The following is a 19,073-nucleotide window of genomic DNA, read 5'->3' on the forward strand; positions in this document are numbered from 1 at the left end:
TCGCCTACTGATGAGCATGGATTATTCGTTAACCGCTATAAAACATTACACTTTTAATTCGCCCACCATAACGAGTACTACGGACAAACTTTATTTTTAGGGCCATCTACTTGTGGCGAGTGAGACATCGCTACTATCGCCATTAGGTTAATAACTTAAAGTTATACTGAACATCATTAATAGTGTATGAAAAACCACTAAAAACGGCCAAAACGCCTTGCTTTTTATGGCTATTCACGGCATTGTTATCGGCTGGCAATGCAACAATTTATGGTAAAAAGGATTGAGTTTCATGAGTAATTTAACAGTAGGCTTGGTAGGCTGGCGCGGCATGGTCGGTTCAGTATTAATACAACGTATGACTGAGGAAAAAGATTTTGACGGTATTACACCCGTGTTTTTCTCAACCAGCAACGCAGGTGGTGATGCCCCAAGCCTTGATGGTATTCATACCGGCCAATTAAAAGATGCTCATGATATTGACGCGCTAACAGCTTGTGATGTCATCATTACCTGCCAAGGCGGCGACTATACCTCGCAAGTCCATCAACCGCTACGTGATAGTGGCTGGAATGGCTACTGGATTGATGCGGCAAGCACCTTGCGAATGGAAGATGACAGCATCATCATTCTCGATCCAGTCAATCGCGCCGTTATTGACAGCGCCCTAGCCAATGGCAAAAAAGACTTTATCGGTGGTAACTGTACCGTGTCACTAATGCTCATGGCGATTGGCGAGCTGTTTAATAAAGGCTGGGTAGAATGGGTCAGCGCCATGACTTATCAGGCTGCTAGTGGTTCTGGTGCTAACAACATGCGCGAATTAATCGCTGGCATGGGCGTGCTACACGATGCGGTCAAAGACGAATTGGCTGATCCTGCCAGCGCCATCATTGAGATTGATAAAAAAATCGCTCAGACTCAGCGCTCAGATGATTTTCCTAAACAGTACTTTGGTGTGCCACTAGCAGGTAGCTTGATTCCTTATATCGATGTTCAGCTAGAAAACAAGCAATCCAAGGAAGAATGGAAAGGTGGCGTCGAAACCAATAAAATCCTTGGTAACGCAGAAGCCGATAAGATTGCTATCGACGGTATGTGTGTCCGTGTGGGCGCGATGCGCTGTCATGCGCAAGGCCTTACCATCAAGCTCAAAAAAGACATTCCGCTAGAAGAAATCGAAGCCGCACTTAAAAACAGCGGCAATGAATGGTTGGACTTGGTCGAAGACGACAAAGAAGCGACTATGAACCGCTTAACGCCAGTAGCCGTGACTGGTACATTGACAGTTGCACTAGGTCGCTTGCGTAAGCTCAATATGGGCCCTGAGTATCTAGGCGCATTTACCGTTGGTGATCAACTATTATGGGGCGCAGCCGAGCCGCTACGTCGTATGCTTAATATCATCCGTGAGCAAAAAGACTAAGTTTATTTTCTTAAAAATTCAGTACAAAAAAGACAGCATTTGCTGTCTTTTTTTATGGGCATATCATTTCCAAAAATTTGAATAGCACGGCAAACAAATGCAAGTCCTACTTATAATAAGCTTAACAAATGTGACAATACTCATCTTATACTTTGAGCCTAGTATTACTTTGACTTGTAAGCAATCATCACTTCATTACGGCGCAAAAAAGGCAGCGTCCAAGGCGGATTATAACGTGCCAGTTCAGGCTCGCCCGTTATAGTCAAATTTTGGATTTGCATCCAAGATTGTAGCTCTTCCGTTTTAGTCGCTACTTTTTTACTGCCTGCCAACCCTGAAAACTTAATCACACCGTACGTCTGTGCTGGCACCTCAGTAATCGTGATGTTTGGATTATTAGGCTTTGGCAGTGTTTGCATCGTATATTGACTGGGCATAGTAAATTGTACACGCCACTTACCATCATCTTGCTGCATGCTTACTGGTGCTGTCATCGCAATTTTCTGTGATTCGCTATCACTCTTTTTGTTATTAGGCTGCATTGTAACGGGCGCAGTCATGCTAATTTTACTACTGCCGCCAGCTGGCGCTGTATTATTGCCAAATATATAGTCGGCTAACACTTTAAACCCTTCGCGACTCGCTGAGTCTTGGTCACCACTTACCAACGTTTGCGCTACTAGCTGCTTATCGTAACGACGCAGCTCAAAGTCATCCATTTGCGACAACACTGTATAATTCGGCTCTTCGGTCGCCATAGCTGCTCCTGAGGTTAATAATGAACCACTTAATAATAAGTAGGTTGCCTTTTTCATAGGATATCTCCAGCAGTTAAAACATCGCTTAGCAATGGTTGCTGTCTCGCCATTATGATTTCTACTTTACCAACTACTCATAAGTACTGTCTGTGTCTTTTGGTTATGACAAAATACTATTAACCAAAAGACACATTTGTCAGATATATCAATACCTCATAAACATCCATGTCCAAAAAAACTGCTAACAATGCTATAATTAGCACCATTTTCATAGCTTACATAGCGGTTATCATATGCAATTTGTCTTACATAAAACGGCCAGCGGTGACACGCGTGCGCGCCGTGGTACGGTTCATCTCAATCATGGCGACGTACAAACGCCAGCGTTTATGCCTGTCGGTACTTATGGTACGGTCAAGGGTATGCTGCCACGTGATATTGAAGCCATTGGTGCTGATATCATTTTGGGCAATACATTTCATTTATGGTTACGTCCAGGTACCGAGGTGATCGATAAGTTTGGCGGCTTGCATAAGTTCATGCATTGGGATAAGCCTATCCTGACCGATTCAGGTGGTTTCCAAGTATTCAGTCTGGGCGCCATGCGTAAAATCACCGAAGAAGGGGTCGACTTTAAATCTCCTATCGATGGTGCGAAAGTTTTTCTGTCGCCAGAAAAATCCATGCAAATTCAGTACAGCTTGAACTCAGACATCGTCATGCAGTTCGATGAGTGTACGCCTTATCCAGCCACTCATGACGAAGCGAAAAAGTCGTTAGAGTTATCATTACGTTGGGGACAGCGCTGTATCGATGAGCACAACAGACTGGGCAGCACCAACGCATTGTTTGGTATTGTGCAAGGCAGTATGTATCCTGATTTACGTCAGCAATCACTTGAAGGCCTGCTCGATATCGGCTTTGATGGTTATGCCATTGGTGGTCTGTCAGTTGGTGAACCAAAAGATGAAATGATAGATGTCCTAGACTACCTCCCTGATGATATGCCAGCAGATAAGCCACGCTATCTGATGGGCGTTGGTAAGCCTGAGGATTTAGTTGAAGGCGTACGTCGCGGTGTCGATATGTTCGACTGTGTGATGCCGACGCGTAACGCGCGTAATGGTCACTACTTCGTCACAGGCGATGCAGACAATGCTGGTGTGGTACGTATCCGTAACAGCCAGTATCGCAATGACGAAGGTCCATTAGATCCTGAATGCGACTGCTATACTTGCCAAAATTTTAGCCGTGCTTATCTCTACCATCTTAATAAGTGTAAAGAGATGCTGGGCGCTCAATTAGCGACTATCCATAACTTGCGCTATTATCAGCGTTTGATGCAAGGTATCCGTGATGCCATTGAACAAGACAAATTTGATGAGTTTGTCAGCGAATTTTATAACAAACGTGGACAAACAGTACCTGAGTTAAATCTACGCTAATCATATTTTTGCAATTGTCATAGCTATAAAAAGGGCTTAAGAATTATCTTAAGCCCTTTTTAGTGTGTTGCTTTTATTATTTCTAGTTAATCAGTACTAGCCCATTAACGAGGTTACAAATACCACGAGCACGGCAATTGGTGCTACAAACTTAGCAACGATTTGCCATAATTGCCATGCACCATTAGACAGACCAAGCTCTTGCTGAATACTGCGTTGATCCATTTGCCAACCAACGAAAATAATTGCAGCAAGACCAGTTAGCGGGAGAAGGAATTTACTGGTAATTTTATCCAATGCATCAAAGATACCGTTACCCATGATAGTAAAGTCAGACCATAGGTTAAATGATAATAATGCAGCAACACCTAATAGCCAAATCACCGTACTGGCAACGATGGTTGATACCGTACGACTCATCGGTGTACGTTCTTCTAAAAACTCAACGGTTGGCTCAAGCAATGAGATTGATGAGGTAATAGCAGCAAAAGTAATAAGTAAGAAGAATAATGTACCAATGATCGTCCCTGCACCCATGCTACCAAAAGCAATCGGTAGGCTGACAAAGATAAGACCAGGGCCTGAAGCAGGGTCTAGACCATTGCTAAAGATGATTGGGAAGATTGCTAGACCAGCAGCCAACGCAATAACCGTATCTAAAATCACAACGGTACGGGCGGTTTTTAGTAAGTTCACTTCACGACCCAAATATGAGCCATAAGCAATCATAATACCCATACCAATAGATAGAGTAAAGAAGGCATGACCCAATGCTGCAAGCATCACATCGCCAGTCAACTTGCTAAGATCTGGTGTGAATAGATAAGCCACTGCTTCACCAAAACCACCGTTAATAACGTTATAACCAACGATGACGAACAAAATCACGCCGAGTAGTGGCATTAAGACTTTAGCCGTAGTTTCGATACCTTTGGTCACACCAATACCGACAATCAAAGCAGTAATAGCCATAAACACGGTATGCCAAATCGTCAACGTACCTGCTGAAGCCAACATAGCATCAAAGGTCGCAGCAATAGAATCACTGTCTTGACCAATAAAACTGCCTGTACCTGCTTTAGTAATATAGTTGAGTGCCCAACCGCCAATCACACTATAAAACGATAGAATTAAGAAACCACCTAAAATACCTGACGCGCCAATGATGCCCCAACTGCGCGACTTACCTTCACTTGCTGCAACATCCGCAAAAGTGTTGACTGGGTTCTTTTGCCCACGGCGACCAATCAGCCATTCAGCGACTAGAATCGGAAAACCTACCAGCGCGATACAGAATAAATAAGCGATAACGAAAGCTGAACCACCGCTTTCACCGACCATATAGGGAAACTTCCATATGTTTCCCAAACCAACTGCTGAACCAACCGCTGCCAATACGAAGCCAAAACTTGAGCTCCACTGTGCATGTTCTTGTTTATTAATAGCCATTTTTTCCGTCCTCGTGCTTCAATTAACATCACTGATAATCTTCCTTGATTATCATAAATAGCCATGAAAAATATCAGGCTATTCAATAAACACCTCAATGTGAGGCGTCCAGCAACATTAAGAAAGAATTGTTTACAATATCGTAAAGGCTCAGTTTCTGCTAAGCCACCAAAAAAGTCAAGCGCTCATAAACATAAAAAGCCATAACAATTGGTTATGGCTTCTGGTAATTTTATCTATAACTGACAAGAGTTTGGCTAATTAAAAAAGGCATACTATATATGATTTTCAGCAAAAGCCAATCGCCGTTCTAGCGCACCACACCACGACGGCTTTTTTGTAGTGAATCAATGAGCAACTGGATTTTCGGCTCTTTTGGTAGCAGCTCATTATTCAAAACCTCAAGCGCTTGCACGGTCGTAAGACCCGATCTAAAAATCATACGGTAAGCTTGACGCAATACCTCAATTGTCTCTTTTGACCATCCTTTACGACGCATGCCTTCCACATTGAGACCATGAGTCGTTGCTGGATTACCAGATACCATGGTAAAGGCGGCTACATCTTTTAGAATCAGACTTGCGCCCCCAATCAAGCTATAGTCATCAACCGTACAAAACTGATGAATACCTGAATTACCGCCAATGATCGTGTGATTACCAATAGTCACATGGCCTGCAACGCCAACATTGTTGGCCAATACATTATGATCGCCAATCACACAATCATGAGCTACATGAGTGTTCACCATCAGTAGATTATGGCTGCCTATCTTAGTTAGCTCACTATCTTGTGCGGTGCCGCGGTGTAAACTACAGGCTTCTCGAATGGTATTATGATCGCCAATCTCAAGCCAAGTACGCTCACCAGCATACTTCAAATCCTGAGGATCTTCGCCAATGCTCGCAAATTGATAAAACTCATTGTGTTGACCAATACGAGTCAATTTGGTAACAACTACATGGCGATGCAGAACCGTGTGAGCGCCAATAGTGACCTCATCACCGATGATACAATACGGACCAATGATAGCAGTCTCATCAATTTGGGCGGACGGTGAGATGAGTGCTGTTGGATGGATCTGACTCATAATGTGGGCCTTTGTATGATCTGATGCGAGTAAATGGTAAAACAAATACAGCCAATTTAGTTTTATGAAAAAACCTAAGCATGGCTCTGCTGTTAAATGCGAGTGTCAATTATAATGCTTATGACCCGCTTTGACCTAACTCTTTAGATGCTTTGTTTAAAGAATTAGGTCGGCTACGAGGCACAATGGCTATTGGTAAACGTTATTGTTCTTGGCGAGCAATCATTATTTGCGCACTGGCGGCTAACTCATCGTCAACATGTACAGTACAGTCAAATTTATAAATACCGCGCTTCTGCATTACTGTTTTAGCATGAATAGTCAGCTGATCACCAGGAATCACTCGACGCTTAAAACGGACTTTATCAACACCTGCAAACAGATATAAATAACCATCTTCTGCGGTCAGACCAGCACTGATAAATCCGAGCACGCCTGAGACCTGAGCCATGCACTCAACCATGAGTACCCCTGGCATAATCGGCTCATCAGGAAAATGACCATTGAAAAACTCTTCATTGATAGTCACATTCTTAATACCCGTAATGCACTCACCAGGTGTGCAATCAATAATCTTATCTACTAAAAGAAAAGGATAACGGTGTGGCAAATAATGCTTTAACGTATGATAAGTTAATGGCAGCGTAAGACCTTGCTCAGCTAAGCTTTTCATTTCTTTATCATTCAAAATATCGATATCGGTGCTGCTCATAATGGTGCTTCCTTGCTATGTTTCAAATCGCTATGATTTTACTGTGTTTGTATATATGCATTGATATTTGTGCTAATCACGCCCAAGCTGACGGAAGCGTACAGCTGCCCGTCGCCAGTTAGCGGTCGGCATAGCAGCCGTTCCAGAGGAGTATGAACCAGCGGTTTTGATAGATTTGGTTACCATGGTCATCCCAGATAAAGTGACATCATCTGTAATCTCGATATGACCTGTGATACCGACCGCACCGCCAATAATACAGCGCTTACCGATAGTAGTGCTGCCTGCGATACCCGTTTGAGCCGCGATGGCTGTGCCATCACCGATACGCACGTTATGAGCAACTTGTACCAAATTATCAATAATAACGTGATTGCCAATGACCGTATCATCAATGGCACCTCGGTCAATGCAAGTTTGACTACCAATTCGTACATGGTTGCCAATTACGACCCGTCCTAACTGAGCGATACGCTCCCAGCCAGTGGTACTAGGATCTTTGGTTGGTGCAAAACCAAAACCTTCTGCGCCCACACTGACACCCGCGTGTAACCTCACATGATCACCAATGACACAATCATGCCCAATCACCACTTGTGATTTAATAACGCCATCAGTACCAATAGTCGTATTTTCTTCGATCACCACATGCGCCGCAAGTGAGCTACGCGCACCAATTTGCACATAATCGGCTATCACACAAAAAGGCCCAATATTCACCTGCTCACCAATGACAGCACTATCAGCAGTCACGGCGCTAGGATGAATACCACCAGACAGTGACTCACGAGCAAACAACTGGCTAGCACCAGCATAAGCTAAGTATGGGCTTGCGACGACTAACGCTATCGCTGTGGCGGGCACTTGGTCGCGATATTCTGCAGTAACCAGTACAGCCCCTGCCTCGCTAATAGCCAGACTAGAAATATAATGAGGATCGGCAGAAAGCTTAACTGATTATGACCCGCCGTGGTCAAACTACCAATACTACTGAATTTTTGACGTAACTGTTCAGCGCTGATTTCAGCCTTATTGGTGATGGGCTGACGCTGCTCAATCCGAGTGATAAGTTGCTCAACCGTTATCATAGTGACTATTAATATAAATATTATTATGAATAAGACAATCGCCAAGCTGAACAATCACGTTGGCGATCTACTAATATCTAACAGATGCTGCATTCATTCAAGTAACTGCTATGGTTAACGACATGAACGCAAACAATCATGCTACGTTAAAACGTATTACCAATCTGGAACTGAACTTTTTCAGTTTCATCGCCTTCTTTATCACCAATAGGTACAGCATAACTTAATGAAATTGGACCAATTGGCGTATACCAGGTTATACCTGCACCCGCACTAAAGCGCATACTATTGTCTTGCGTCAACAGTGGTACGCCCGTATCAGTACCGTCATTAGGATTGATAAAAGTGCGATCTTCCTTATCAGTCGTATCAAATACTTGACCACCTTCAGCAAACAATACTGGACGCACCTGATCTGCCCAATCGCCCTTAAACGGCATTGGCAAAATTAGCTCGCTACCGAAGCTGACTAGTGCATTACCACCGATATCTTCATCTTTGTAACGCACATCATCATTTATGGCATCATAATACGTTTGTGATTTTGGCCCAAGGGTTGAGGCCTCATAACCACGTACAGAGCCATAGCCCCCAGCATAAAAGTTTTCATAAAACGGCAAATCATTACCATAGCCAAGCTTAGTATAACCGCGTGCTACCCAGTCTTTGTAGAAGGGATAATAGATGTTGCCGCTATAAACAAGTTTTTGATAGTTGGTATCACCCAAGCCAATGGTGGCATCGACCGTATGGCTCATACCTTTGGTCGGGAACACTGGACGATCTAAGGTACTATAGTCCCAGCCAAATAGTAGGTTATAAGTATTGTAGTCATTTTTAAAGCCTGTGCGTCCAGAAGCCTAATTTTCATCATTGACAAAGTTCTCAAACGTACCGCCATCATCAATAATTTGCTGAACGTTTGATACACCCAAGAAGCGACCACCACGTACTGAAGTGTTATCAACATTCAAACCGGCACTAACACGTTTGGTTTCGTCAACAGGATAACTATAGTTCAGCGTAGCACCATAAGAATCGGTGACATAGTTACTAACGTTTCTATCATCGTATTTCGTTTCACGATAATAGGCACTAAGACCTTGTGAGACGCCGTTTTCGGTAAAGTACGGATCGGTATAACCCAAGCTATAAGAATCACGGGTTTCTGAGCGTGATAGTGCCGCTTTCACACGGTTACCTGTACCCATAAAGTTGTTTTGTGTTAGATCTAACTGGAAAGTCACACCGCCGCTTTGCGAGTAACCCGCGGCAATCGTTGAGCTACCAGAAGGCTGCTCTTCAACCGTATAATTGATGTCTACTTGGTCTGGTTGGTTCGGTACTGGTTTTACATCAACGTTGACGGCTTTAAAGAAGCCTGTACGCATCAGACGTGTCCGTGACAACTGGATTTTGTCACTAGTTGCCAACGCGCCTTCTAGTTGACGCATTTCACGGCGCAGTACTTCGTCTTGAGTTTTGATGTTACCAGTAAAGTTAATACGACGAACGTAAATGGGACGTGCAGGGTCGATGAAATAATCGATATCCACTACTTTGGTCTCGTCATTGATACGTGGTACTGGTCTCACCTGCGCCAAATAATAGCCTTCATTACCGTAACGACTCTTAAGTGCCGCGGTGGTTTCATCGAGCTTGGCTTGGGAGTATTTTTCATTGGGTGCAAAAGTCACCAACTCTGTTAGTTCATTGTTCTCAAAAGTCGGCTTACCTAAGAAATTCACTTCACCAAACTGATATTGTTCGCCTTCGCTTAGACTCACTTCGATAAACACACTGCTCTTATCTTCACTGATGTTGAGCACCGCATTATCTACTGCAAAACGCACATAACCATCGTTTTGGTAAAGCGCTTTTAAATTCTCTAAACTGGCAGCCAGTTTTTCTTTGGCATAACGATCAGACTTTGACAGCAGACGTGTCCACGAGGACTCTTTTACCGCAAAAACGTCTTTGATTTCTTCATCACTAAAGTGTTTATTGCCAATGATATTGATATCGACCACTTTGGCAGGTTTGCCTTCGACAAAACGCACGTCGAGCTTGACGCGATTGCCATCAAGTAATGTTTGATCAACCTCGATATTGCTGTTGTAATAGCCTTGGCTGATATATTGCTGCTGTAGCTCATTGGCGACGCCTTGTAGCGTGGCTTGTTTCAGCACATTACCGGCAGACAGACCAGCATTGTCCAACCCTTGCTCTAGCCCTTCTTTTGGAATGAGCTTATTGCCCTCAAAATTGACTTCAGCAATCGTTGGGCGCTCAACGACATCAAACCGTAGCTGCCCACCTTCGATACGGCTTTGAATATCAGCAAAATTTTCGGTCGCATAAAGCGCCTTAATACTGGCTGCTAAACTACTGTCATTTACCGTATCCCCTACCGAAATAGGTAGAACCGGATAGAGGCTATCGGGGGTTAAACGTTGCAAACCATTGAAACCGATGTCAGTGACTACAAATTCTGCAGCCTGTACTGGCATACTCATCATCGCTACAACTAACGGCAACCCTGCCGCGCTCATAAATAAAGGCGTACGCATAAACACTATCCGTCAATAAAAAACTTGCTTAAGTTAAGTTAATAAGCCCATATTGTCTAGCGCATTTCGCATGAAATTTAAGCGCATACGCAGCAGACTCAGAACACTTTATATAAAATGCATCACAAAATAAACTAAAAATTACGATTAGTACAGAGGCCATGATACAAAGCATGCTACCTATCATGGTCATAATCATCCCATAATAGGCGTAAAACCATTAGTATCTCGTGCCTTATCGATCATATTAGCGATTCGCTGGTCAAAACAGCCGACTAATATCATTACCAATTGCTAACACCATGAAACCTGCCAGCAAGAGTAAGCCGATATTTAGTCCAATCATTTGCACCCCTTCCGAGAGTGGCTTACCGCGAATCAATTCAATAAGATAATACACAATATGACCGCCATCCAATACAGGAATGGGTAAAAGATTGAGTACAGCAAGGCTCAAACTAATCAAAGCCGCCGTCGATAACACCATCTGCCAACTGATATCAAAACTCTGTTTGGCCACTTTGGCGATGGTAATCGGACCTGACAAATTATCCAAACCAATCATGCCTGATAGCATCTTACCCATTGAGCTGACGGTCATCACTGCAAGCTGTTCAGTTTTCTCAAATGATTTCACCAGTGACTCACCGGGACCATAGACTACAGTGGTCTTGTAAGCGTCAGGAATAACAATTTCGGACTGTGCCACCATAGCACCAATTTGCCCATAATCGTTACCCAAATTGTCTTTTTTGCCTTGCGGCATAATCTGAAGCTGTACGGTTTTACCATCACGCAATACTGTGAAATTAAGCAAAGTTTCAGGACTGTCGCGGATGATACGAGTGGCACTGAGCCAATCTTTAATTGGTTGATCATTGATAGCAACAATACGATCGCCTACTTTTAGTCCTTGGCGACTGGCGGCACCATCAGCGGTCAAATCACCTACTATCGGTGCAATATCTGGTTGCCATGGCAGCATGCCAAAGCTGGTCAACGCATCTTTACCTTGCGCGCTGCCTTGCATAAACTGAGTTACGGGCGCTTGATAAGTTTTGATCGCATTATCAGCTTGTGTCTCTGATTGCAGAGTAATACTGACATTATCTGTCTCGCCCATCCGTCCAGCAAGCCGATAGTTGATGCCTTCCCACGTTTGTACCTCATGCCCATCAATCGCAACGATTTTATCACCAACTGGTAACTGTGCCATAGCAGCAGGCGTATCAGGTAATACCTGCCCAATCTTCGTCGCCAGCTGCTCTGATGGTGTCATAAACAACACCCAAAACAGCGCAATAGCAATGATAAAGTTCATGATAGGACCAGCTGCAACAATCGCAATCTTTTTTAGCGGATGCTGACGATTAAACGCCAAATGTTGCTCAGCTTTTGCTACCTCACCTTCGCGCTCATCGAGCATTTTGACATAACCACCAAGTGGCAAAGCAGAAATACGATAATCAATACCACTTTTTTTGCTCGTCCAGCCAAAGAGTTTGGGGCCAAACCCGATAGAATAGGTCAAGACTTTAACGCCGCAAAGACGAGCGACGATATAGTGTCCCCACTCATGTAAGGCAATAAGCGGACCTAAGACAAATATTGCCGCAAGGAGCGTTAATAAAAACGTCATGATCTTTTCTCAGTATGGTTTCTCAGTATGGTTTCTCAGTATGGTTTCTCAGTATGGTTTCTCAGTATGGTTTCTCAGCATTCTTTCTTAGCATCTTTTATTAACATCATTTTTTAACGACGCAGTTGTTGATACACTTACACCAACTTTGCCACAAGTTTTTCTGTAAGGTGACGTGCTATTTTATCAATTGCGAGTATATCTTCTATGTCAGCCGTTTCGTTTAACGGTGGCAGCTGTATGTCATTTAATGCTTGCTCATTGATATCAGCAATGTCGGTCAGGCGAATTTTTCCAGCCAAAAATGCCGCCACGGCAATTTCATTCGCCGCATTTAAGACAATCGTCGCTTGTGTGCCCGCTTGCATCGCCTGTCTTGCCAAACGCAAACAGGCGAATTTTTGCAAGTCAGGCTCAATAAACTCCAAACCACTAAGTGCAAATAAGTCTAACGGCTGCGAGCCACTATCGATACGATCAGGGTAACTGAGCGCATGGGCAATGGGCGTTTTCATATCGGGACTGCCGAGCTGCGCCAAAAAGCTACCATCGCTATATTCTACCATTGAGTGAATGATACTTTGTGGATGAATCACCACATTTATCTTATTTTCAGGCAAATCAAACAAATGGCAGGCTTCGATTAACTCTAAACCCTTATTCATCATCGTAGCTGAGTCGACAGATATCTTTTGACCCATTGACCAATTTGGATGTTTGACCGCTTCAGCGACGCTCGCTTGCTGCATCTGCGCAAACGCTTTTTGCAAAAATGGTCCACCAGAGGCCGTTAACCATAGCTTGCGCACGCCGTGATTTGGCTGATGAATTTGGGTATTATCCTGCTGAATAGCCAGTGGTAAACACTGAAAAATAGCGTTGTGCTCAGAGTCAAGCGGTAGCAAAGTAGCGTTATGCGTTTTGACAGCAGTAATCATCACTTGCCCTGCCATCACCAGCGCTTCTTTATTCGCCAGTAAAATACGCTTACCTGCACGAGCAGCGGCTAAAGTAGAAGGCAGACCAGCTGCGCCTACGATCGCAGCGACAACGGTATCCGTCTGCGAATCAGTGGCAATATCAACCAGCCCTGCTTCGCCGCCTACCACATCGATGTCAAGACCTGCCGCACGGAGTCGCTGGGCAAAATCATCGACTGCGGCGGTCGGTACGCTAACGCGCTTTGGCAAAAACTGCTGGCAAAGTGCAAACAGTTTGTCTAAACGGTGATAGCCTGACAGAGCGTAGACCGTGTAAAGCTGTGGTTGCGCCGCTAATATTGCTAACGTGCTATCGCCAATCGAACCTGTCGCGCCTAGTACGGCGATGCGTTGCGTCATAACCATCGGTGCCTGTAAATGATACGGTAAAAAATTAAATAAGAAATCGATAAAACGTTTGATAAATAAGAGATAGACAATATCCAATGTATTGACTAGTCACTCATCTTAACCACTATAATTAGGGCGTATCATCGTCTATGAATTATTTTTTCAGTCCTAAACCACTATCAAACCTAACTGCTGTATCGCCCAAAAACCAAGCGCAAATATCGGTGTGGCAGATAGCAGTGAGTCGATACGGTCAAGCACGCCGCCATGCCCCGGTAAAATCGTTCCTGAATCTTTGACATCAGCGCGGCGCTTAAGCATCGACTCAAATAAATCACCAAGTACCGAGGCTAAAATGGTCAAGGCTGATAATGCTACAAATGCGACTAACGGCACACCAGTCAATTGCAACTTAAATACACTGATGGCAATGACCACGAGCAGACCGGTAACCAAACCACCAGCCAGCCCTTCCATACTTTTATTGGGTGAGACGTTCGGTGCCATCTTGCGGCGACCAAGCTTACGCCCCACAAAGTAAGCGCCACTATCTGCGCACCAGACCAAAAGGAACACATAGAGCAACCACCATGCTGACAGTTGCCACAAATAAAACATCGCCGTAATCGATGCGGTCAATATCACCGCACCCATCAATGCCAGTTTCTTGCCATACCAATTGGTATGAGTCGGGAACACTCGCACCCAAGACAGCGCCATTAGCCATATAGCCAGTGAAGCCACCCACCAAAATAACCATGTCACTTTAAACATGAGTGATACTAGGGTCAACACCAAAACCAATAGCACAAACAGCGCAGGATGACGCCACTTAGGCATCAGCTTAGTCCATTCGTGAGCGGCAATAATGACGCCAATCGCTAACAGCGGTGCAAATAAAATAGGGGTTTGGCTCGCAAACATTGCAATACCAACGATAATAACGAGAACAACTGCCGTCTTAATTCGTTGCCACATACTTATTGAGCCTTATAATAATGAAAAACGCATGGTCAAAACGTGCATTATAGCAGCTAATCTACAATAGCCCACTAATAGCAGTTGACGCTTATTGACGCGGTTTATTATTTCACAAACAAGCAATATTAACTACTTATACGATAGCGGCTTTGTAAGAGCTTTTTCCTTTACAAAATAACAGGCAAATGCTTAACACCATTAACGACTTGCTTGCTCTATCACTATCTGCTCACTGGTTTTGCCAAAACGGCGCTGCCGCTGAGCGAACTCTTTTACCATTGCTGACAGCTCATCGGCTGCAAAATTCGGCCATAATGTCTGGGTAAAGAATAGCTCAGCATAGGCTGACTGCCACAATAAAAAGTTAGAAATTCGGTATTCACCGCCTGTGCGTATCAGCATATCTACTGCTGGTGCATCTGCTAATTGTACATAGTTACCGAGCAATTCTTTATTAATATCATCAGCACGTAACTGACCAGCCTCTACTTGCTGCGCCAGCTGTTTTGCCGCATGGGCAATATCCCATTGCCCACCATAACTGATAGCAATGACTAGAGTCATGGCTTCAAAGTCTGCTGTTTTCGCTTCAGCGTCCGCCATTAATGCTTGCAAATCATCACTCAGCTGACTGCGGTCACCAATGAAACGCAGACGAATACGATACTCATTCATGCGTGGTATTTGCTCATGAATGGTCGAGGCTAACAGTTGCATGAGTAGTGCCACCTCACTGGGCGGGCGTTGCCAATTCTCACTAGAAAATGCAAATACCGTTAATACTTCGATACCCGTATTAACGCAATACTCGACGATAGGATCGAGTGCATCTTTGCCAGCCACATGCCCTTGGCCTTTGCCCAAATCATTGGCTTTACCATAACGATTATTGCCATCCATGATGATAGCGATATGGCGTGGAAGAAGATCAGGAGCCAAAACGGCTGAAGTGGACATAGGCGAAAGTGCTTATTGTTAAGGTAAAATAATAATAACGGCTGCGATAACGATTAGAAAGCGTCATAACCACAATTCACAAACTTATCATAAACCCATCTATGGGCGTGATTTAGTTTGCAAAATAGCGCTTATAAAATACAGTTTACAAATCTGAGCAAGCCTATTGCCGTATCCGATTGATATAACATTGACGCTATTATCGGTACCATCTACACAATAATAAGCAGCCAATAGTACTGACAGATTGGCTGCTTATTATAAAGATATGACATAACGGATTTTTTCTAAAATGATCGAAAAACCAGTGCTTTATACGTCCATCAAGTCAGTTTCTTTTTTGCTCAAACGTTTATCGATGGTTTCGATATACTTGTCAGTGATTTTTTGAATATCATCACTGGCACGGCGCTCGTCGTCTTCTGAGATCTCTTTTTCTTTGGCCAATTCTTTGATGTCATTCATCATGTCACGGCGAATATTACGGATAGAAACACGGCTACTTTCTGCTTCTCCACGCGCAAGCTTTTGCATGTCGCGGCGTGTCTCTTCTGTCAATGCTGGCATCGGTACACGAATCACATCGGCGGTCACTGGATTGAGACCCAAATCTGCTTCGCGAATGGCCTTGTCGATTGCTTGTACCATGGTACGGTCAAACGGCTGAACCATGAGCGTACGTGAGTCTTCAACGTTGACACTCGCCACTTGATTCAAAGGTGTAGGCGACCCGTAATAGCTAACCATCACTCCTGACAACATACCTGGATGTGCGCGCCCTGTACGGACTTTGCTAAAAGTGCTCTCAAGCGCTTCCAGTGTTTTTTGCATACGCGCTTCGCCGTCTTGCTTAATCTCTTTGATCATTAGATATCCTTATTTATCGCTGTCGATAAATCATTCATTTGTTAGTAAATATACGGTTGTCCACTACTAATTATTAGCGACTGGTAGTTATTAGCGACCAATCTAATTTTAATGACTGGTATTCTCGTATTAATATTTAGAGCGTTCAGAGCGTTTAAAGTATTCAGGCAAATCAGTGATAAACGCGTGTGCCTTCATTTTCGCCCATAATGACGTTTAATAACGCATTAGGCTTGGTCATATCAAACACTTGTAGCGGCACGTTGTGCTCACGGCATAAGGCAATGGCAGTTAAATCCATCACGCCAAGCTTTTGCTCTAATACTTCATCAAAAGTTAAACCATCATATTTAACTGCATCGTCATGTAAGCTTGGGTCTTTGTCATAAACGCCATCTACTTTGGTGGCTTTTAGAATTAAGCCAGCTTCAATTTCAATACCACGTAAGCAAGCAGCGGTATCAGTGGTAAAGAAAGGATTGCCTGTACCAGCAACAAAGATACATACTTCGCCATTTTTGAGATAGCGAATGGCATTACGGCTGCTATAGCTTTCGGTCACTTCACCGATTGGCAAGGCTGACATCAAGCGGGTTTTAATATTACGGCGCTCAAGCGCATCACGCATCGCCAGACCATTCATAACGGTTGCTAACATACCCATTTGATCACCAGTCACACGGCCGACTAAGCCTTCTTGTTGCAACTGCGCGCCGCGATATAAGTTACCGCCGCCGACCACGATACCGACTTGGACACCAAGACCACGCAAATGGGCGATAGACAAGCTCATCTTATCGAGCACTTCGCTATCAATTCCCATCTCTTTGCCACCAGCTAAGGCTTCACCAGAGAGTTTCAGCAAGATACGAGAGTAACGCGGGTTTTTGTCAGACATGAGGTCACCTTGTTAGCATTAAATTATAATTAAAATGAGCGGTAAAACACAAATAGAGTTTGCCTTCGAATTTACTCGAAGTGTCATTACCGAGGTACTATATAGGAAGCACCGCAACTAATGACAAACGTGTAAAAAGGCTAAATTGCGCTAATTGTAGCAAAAACTGCCCGCAATTGGGCAATTTTCATGCGTCTATTACAGTGACTAATCAGCTACTGTGACTGCTTAGCCTTTGTAACTGGCAAACAAATCATATTCGCTAGCGTCGTCAATCGTAACCGTTAGGAATTGTCCGACTTTAACTTGAGCGGTAATCTCATCGACATAGACATGACCGTCAATCTCTGGTGCGTCAGCATAGCTACGACAAATCGCAACGCCCTCTTCACTATCAATTTCGTCGACCAATACCATCAAGGTTTTACCGACTTTCTCTTGTAGCTTTTGCGCTGAGATGTCTTGTTGCAGCGTCATCAGACGCTCATAGCGCTCTTGCTTAATCTCTTCTGGCACATGATTTGGCAGGTCATTAGCCACTGCGCCTTCGACTTCTGAATAGGTAAACGCGCCAACACGATCAAGGCGAGCTTCTACTAACCAATCAAGCAAGCATTGGAAATCTTCTTCTGTCTCGCCAGGGAAGCCCACCACGAAGGTTGAGCGAATGACGATATCAGGGCAAATCTCACGCCATGCATGGATACGCGCCAAGGTATTTTCGCTATGCGCTGGGCGTTTCATCGCTTTTAGGATGCGATGGCTGGCATGTTGAAACGGAATGTCGAGATAAGGCAGTAGCTTTTTCTCGCCCATTAGCTCAACCACTTTATCGACATGCGGATACGGATAGACATAATGCAAGCGCACCCAAATGCCTAAGTCATTTAAGGCTTGGCACAAGTCATAAAACTTCGACTTCAGCGGCATGCCATTCCAAAAACTGGTCTTATATTTCAAATCCAGTCCATAAGCAGAGGTATCTTGCGAAATAATAAGCAATTCTTTCACGCCAGCATTTTTCAGCGCCAACGCTTCATTCATCACACTGTCAATCGGACGTGAAACCAAGTCTCCACGTAAGCTTGGAATGATGCAGAAAGTACAACGATGGTTGCAACCTTCTGATATTTTTAGATAAGCATAATGGCTTGGCGTCAATTTGATACCCGCCTCATTAATCAAATCTATCTTTGGATCATAACTAGCGTCCTGACTGCGGTCAGGCTTGGGCACATGCAGCGAAACGGCTCTAATGACTTCATCATAAGCATGAGCGCCAGTTACAGCCAGCACGGCTGGGTGCATTTCACGGATTTTATCTGCTTCTTTACCCAAGCAACCTGTGACGATGACTTTACCGTTTTTGCTAATCGCTTCGCCGATGGCATCAAGCGACTCTTGTACCGCGGACTCAATAAAGCCGCAGGTATTGACCACCACTAAATCTGCACCTTCGTAATCACTCGCCACTTGATAACCATCACGGCTAAGCTCAGTGATAATGCGCTCACTATCAACCAAGGCTTTTGGGCAACCTAGTGACACAAACCCAATCTTTGGTGCTGCATTCACTGGCGCATTTTCAGTCGATAAAGCACCTGAAGTCACATCGCTGCTTTGCTCAATGCTACGGTTTTGATTGTGATTGGCTTTATGATGGTAAGGTTGGTTAGTGTTTGCTTGACTAACATCTGCCTGATTGTCTTGTGCTATATTTGGTTTGGCAGGATTAAAAACGGTGGCAGTGTCTTTTAACATAGAATCTGTTGGCGTAGAAGTTGACGGTGAGGTAGTAACAGTCGTATTAACCGACTCGGTAGAAGTGTTGGGCATGGCTGACCTTGCTAGAGATAAATTGG

13 protein-coding genes and 2 pseudogenes are annotated in these 19,073 nt (G+C 44.1%); 2 read left to right on the plus strand and 13 right to left on the minus strand.

Annotated elements, in window-relative coordinates:
• Positions 1-292 precede the first annotated feature (292 nt).
• Positions 293-1,426, plus strand: coding sequence for an aspartate-semialdehyde dehydrogenase (asd, locus tag JMV76_RS13880; protein ID WP_201503092.1), 1,134 nt, complete (start codon positions 293-295; stop codon positions 1,424-1,426).
• Positions 1,427-1,590: 164 nt separating this feature from the next.
• Here asd and JMV76_RS13885 read toward each other — a convergent pair whose 3' ends face one another.
• Positions 1,591-2,241, minus strand: a complete 651-nt coding sequence (locus JMV76_RS13885; protein ID WP_201503093.1) for an SOUL family heme-binding protein — start codon at positions 2,239-2,241, stop codon at positions 1,591-1,593.
• Between the two features lie 236 nt (positions 2,242-2,477).
• Between JMV76_RS13885 and tgt the strand changes: the two genes are divergently transcribed.
• Entirely contained in the window at positions 2,478-3,629 is a 1,152-nt protein-coding gene (gene tgt, locus JMV76_RS13890; RefSeq protein WP_201503094.1) for a tRNA guanosine(34) transglycosylase Tgt, read from the plus strand.
• Between the two features lie 96 nt (positions 3,630-3,725).
• Here tgt and JMV76_RS13895 read toward each other — a convergent pair whose 3' ends face one another.
• The 12 genes and pseudogenes from JMV76_RS13895 to rimO form a co-directional block, all read right to left on the minus strand.
• Positions 3,726-5,078, minus strand: coding sequence for a sodium-dependent transporter (locus JMV76_RS13895; protein WP_087814621.1), 1,353 nt, complete (start codon positions 5,076-5,078; stop codon positions 3,726-3,728).
• 310 nt (positions 5,079-5,388) lie between these two features.
• The gene (gene lpxA, locus JMV76_RS13900) at positions 5,389-6,168 is read right to left on the minus strand and encodes an acyl-ACP--UDP-N-acetylglucosamine O-acyltransferase (RefSeq protein ID WP_201503095.1); all 780 of its coding nucleotides are present in this window, start codon (positions 6,166-6,168) and stop codon (positions 5,389-5,391) included.
• 202 nt (positions 6,169-6,370) lie between these two features.
• Complete coding sequence (gene fabZ / locus JMV76_RS13905; protein ID WP_265090318.1) at positions 6,371-6,841, minus strand: 3-hydroxyacyl-ACP dehydratase FabZ; 471 nt, start codon at positions 6,839-6,841, stop codon at positions 6,371-6,373.
• Positions 6,842-6,952: 111 nt separating this feature from the next.
• Positions 6,953-7,968, minus strand: a pseudogene (gene lpxD / locus JMV76_RS13910) (UDP-3-O-(3-hydroxymyristoyl)glucosamine N-acyltransferase).
• 146 nt (positions 7,969-8,114) lie between these two features.
• A pseudogene (gene bamA / locus JMV76_RS13915) lies at positions 8,115-10,538 on the minus strand (outer membrane protein assembly factor BamA).
• Positions 10,539-10,800: 262 nt separating this feature from the next.
• Positions 10,801-12,177 carry an RIP metalloprotease RseP gene (gene rseP, locus JMV76_RS13920; RefSeq protein WP_201503097.1) on the minus strand — a complete coding sequence of 459 codons (1,377 nt, stop codon included), beginning with the start codon at positions 12,175-12,177 and terminating at the stop codon, positions 10,801-10,803.
• Positions 12,178-12,314: 137 nt separating this feature from the next.
• On the minus strand, positions 12,315-13,523 hold the full coding sequence (gene ispC / locus JMV76_RS13925; RefSeq protein ID WP_201503098.1) for a 1-deoxy-D-xylulose-5-phosphate reductoisomerase: 1,209 nt from the start codon (positions 13,521-13,523) through the stop codon (positions 12,315-12,317).
• Between the two features lie 153 nt (positions 13,524-13,676).
• Positions 13,677-14,486, minus strand: a complete 810-nt coding sequence (locus JMV76_RS13930) for a phosphatidate cytidylyltransferase (protein ID WP_045451791.1) — start codon at positions 14,484-14,486, stop codon at positions 13,677-13,679.
• A gap of 201 nt (positions 14,487-14,687) precedes the next feature.
• Positions 14,688-15,446: a polyprenyl diphosphate synthase gene (gene uppS, locus JMV76_RS13935; RefSeq protein ID WP_201503099.1), complete on the minus strand. Its 759-nt coding sequence runs from the start codon at positions 15,444-15,446 to the stop codon at positions 14,688-14,690.
• 312 nt (positions 15,447-15,758) lie between these two features.
• Entirely contained in the window at positions 15,759-16,313 is a 555-nt protein-coding gene (gene frr, locus JMV76_RS13940) for a ribosome recycling factor (protein WP_045451790.1), read from the minus strand.
• A 172-nt stretch (positions 16,314-16,485) separates the two neighbouring features.
• On the minus strand, positions 16,486-17,211 hold the full coding sequence (gene pyrH, locus JMV76_RS13945) for a UMP kinase (RefSeq protein ID WP_045444979.1): 726 nt from the start codon (positions 17,209-17,211) through the stop codon (positions 16,486-16,488).
• Positions 17,212-17,439: 228 nt separating this feature from the next.
• Positions 17,440-19,047 (minus strand): 30S ribosomal protein S12 methylthiotransferase RimO, encoded by a 1,608-nt coding sequence (gene rimO / locus JMV76_RS13950; protein ID WP_201503100.1) that lies wholly within the window; start codon positions 19,045-19,047, stop codon positions 17,440-17,442.
• Between the last annotated feature and the right edge of the window lie 26 nt (positions 19,048-19,073).

It is taken from the genome of Psychrobacter cibarius (assembly GCF_904845955.1).
Classification (GTDB): Bacteria; Pseudomonadota; Gammaproteobacteria; order Pseudomonadales; family Moraxellaceae; genus Psychrobacter; species Psychrobacter cibarius_B.

Coding starts and splice junctions, on each gene's coding strand:
- uppS (WP_201503099.1), bottom strand. CDS start 15,446: ATGTCCACTTCAGCCGTTTTGGCTCCTGATCTTCTTCCACGCCATATC.
- JMV76_RS13930 (WP_045451791.1), bottom strand. CDS start 14,486: ATGTGGCAACGAATTAAGACGGCAGTTGTTCTCGTTATTATCGTTGGT.
- rseP (WP_201503097.1), bottom strand. CDS start 12,177: ATGACGTTTTTATTAACGCTCCTTGCGGCAATATTTGTCTTAGGTCCG.
- ispC (WP_201503098.1), bottom strand. CDS start 13,523: ATGGTTATGACGCAACGCATCGCCGTACTAGGCGCGACAGGTTCGATT.
- asd (WP_201503092.1), top strand. CDS start 293: ATGAGTAATTTAACAGTAGGCTTGGTAGGCTGGCGCGGCATGGTCGGT.
- lpxA (WP_201503095.1), bottom strand. CDS start 6,168: ATGAGTCAGATCCATCCAACAGCACTCATCTCACCGTCCGCCCAAATT.
- pyrH (WP_045444979.1), bottom strand. CDS start 17,211: ATGTCTGACAAAAACCCGCGTTACTCTCGTATCTTGCTGAAACTCTCT.
- tgt (WP_201503094.1), top strand. CDS start 2,478: ATGCAATTTGTCTTACATAAAACGGCCAGCGGTGACACGCGTGCGCGC.
- fabZ (WP_265090318.1), bottom strand. CDS start 6,841: ATGAAAAGCTTAGCTGAGCAAGGTCTTACGCTGCCATTAACTTATCAT.
- frr (WP_045451790.1), bottom strand. CDS start 16,313: ATGATCAAAGAGATTAAGCAAGACGGCGAAGCGCGTATGCAAAAAACA.
- rimO (WP_201503100.1), bottom strand. CDS start 19,047: ATGCCCAACACTTCTACCGAGTCGGTTAATACGACTGTTACTACCTCA.
- JMV76_RS13885 (WP_201503093.1), bottom strand. CDS start 2,241: ATGAAAAAGGCAACCTACTTATTATTAAGTGGTTCATTATTAACCTCA.
- JMV76_RS13895 (WP_087814621.1), bottom strand. CDS start 5,078: ATGGCTATTAATAAACAAGAACATGCACAGTGGAGCTCAAGTTTTGGC.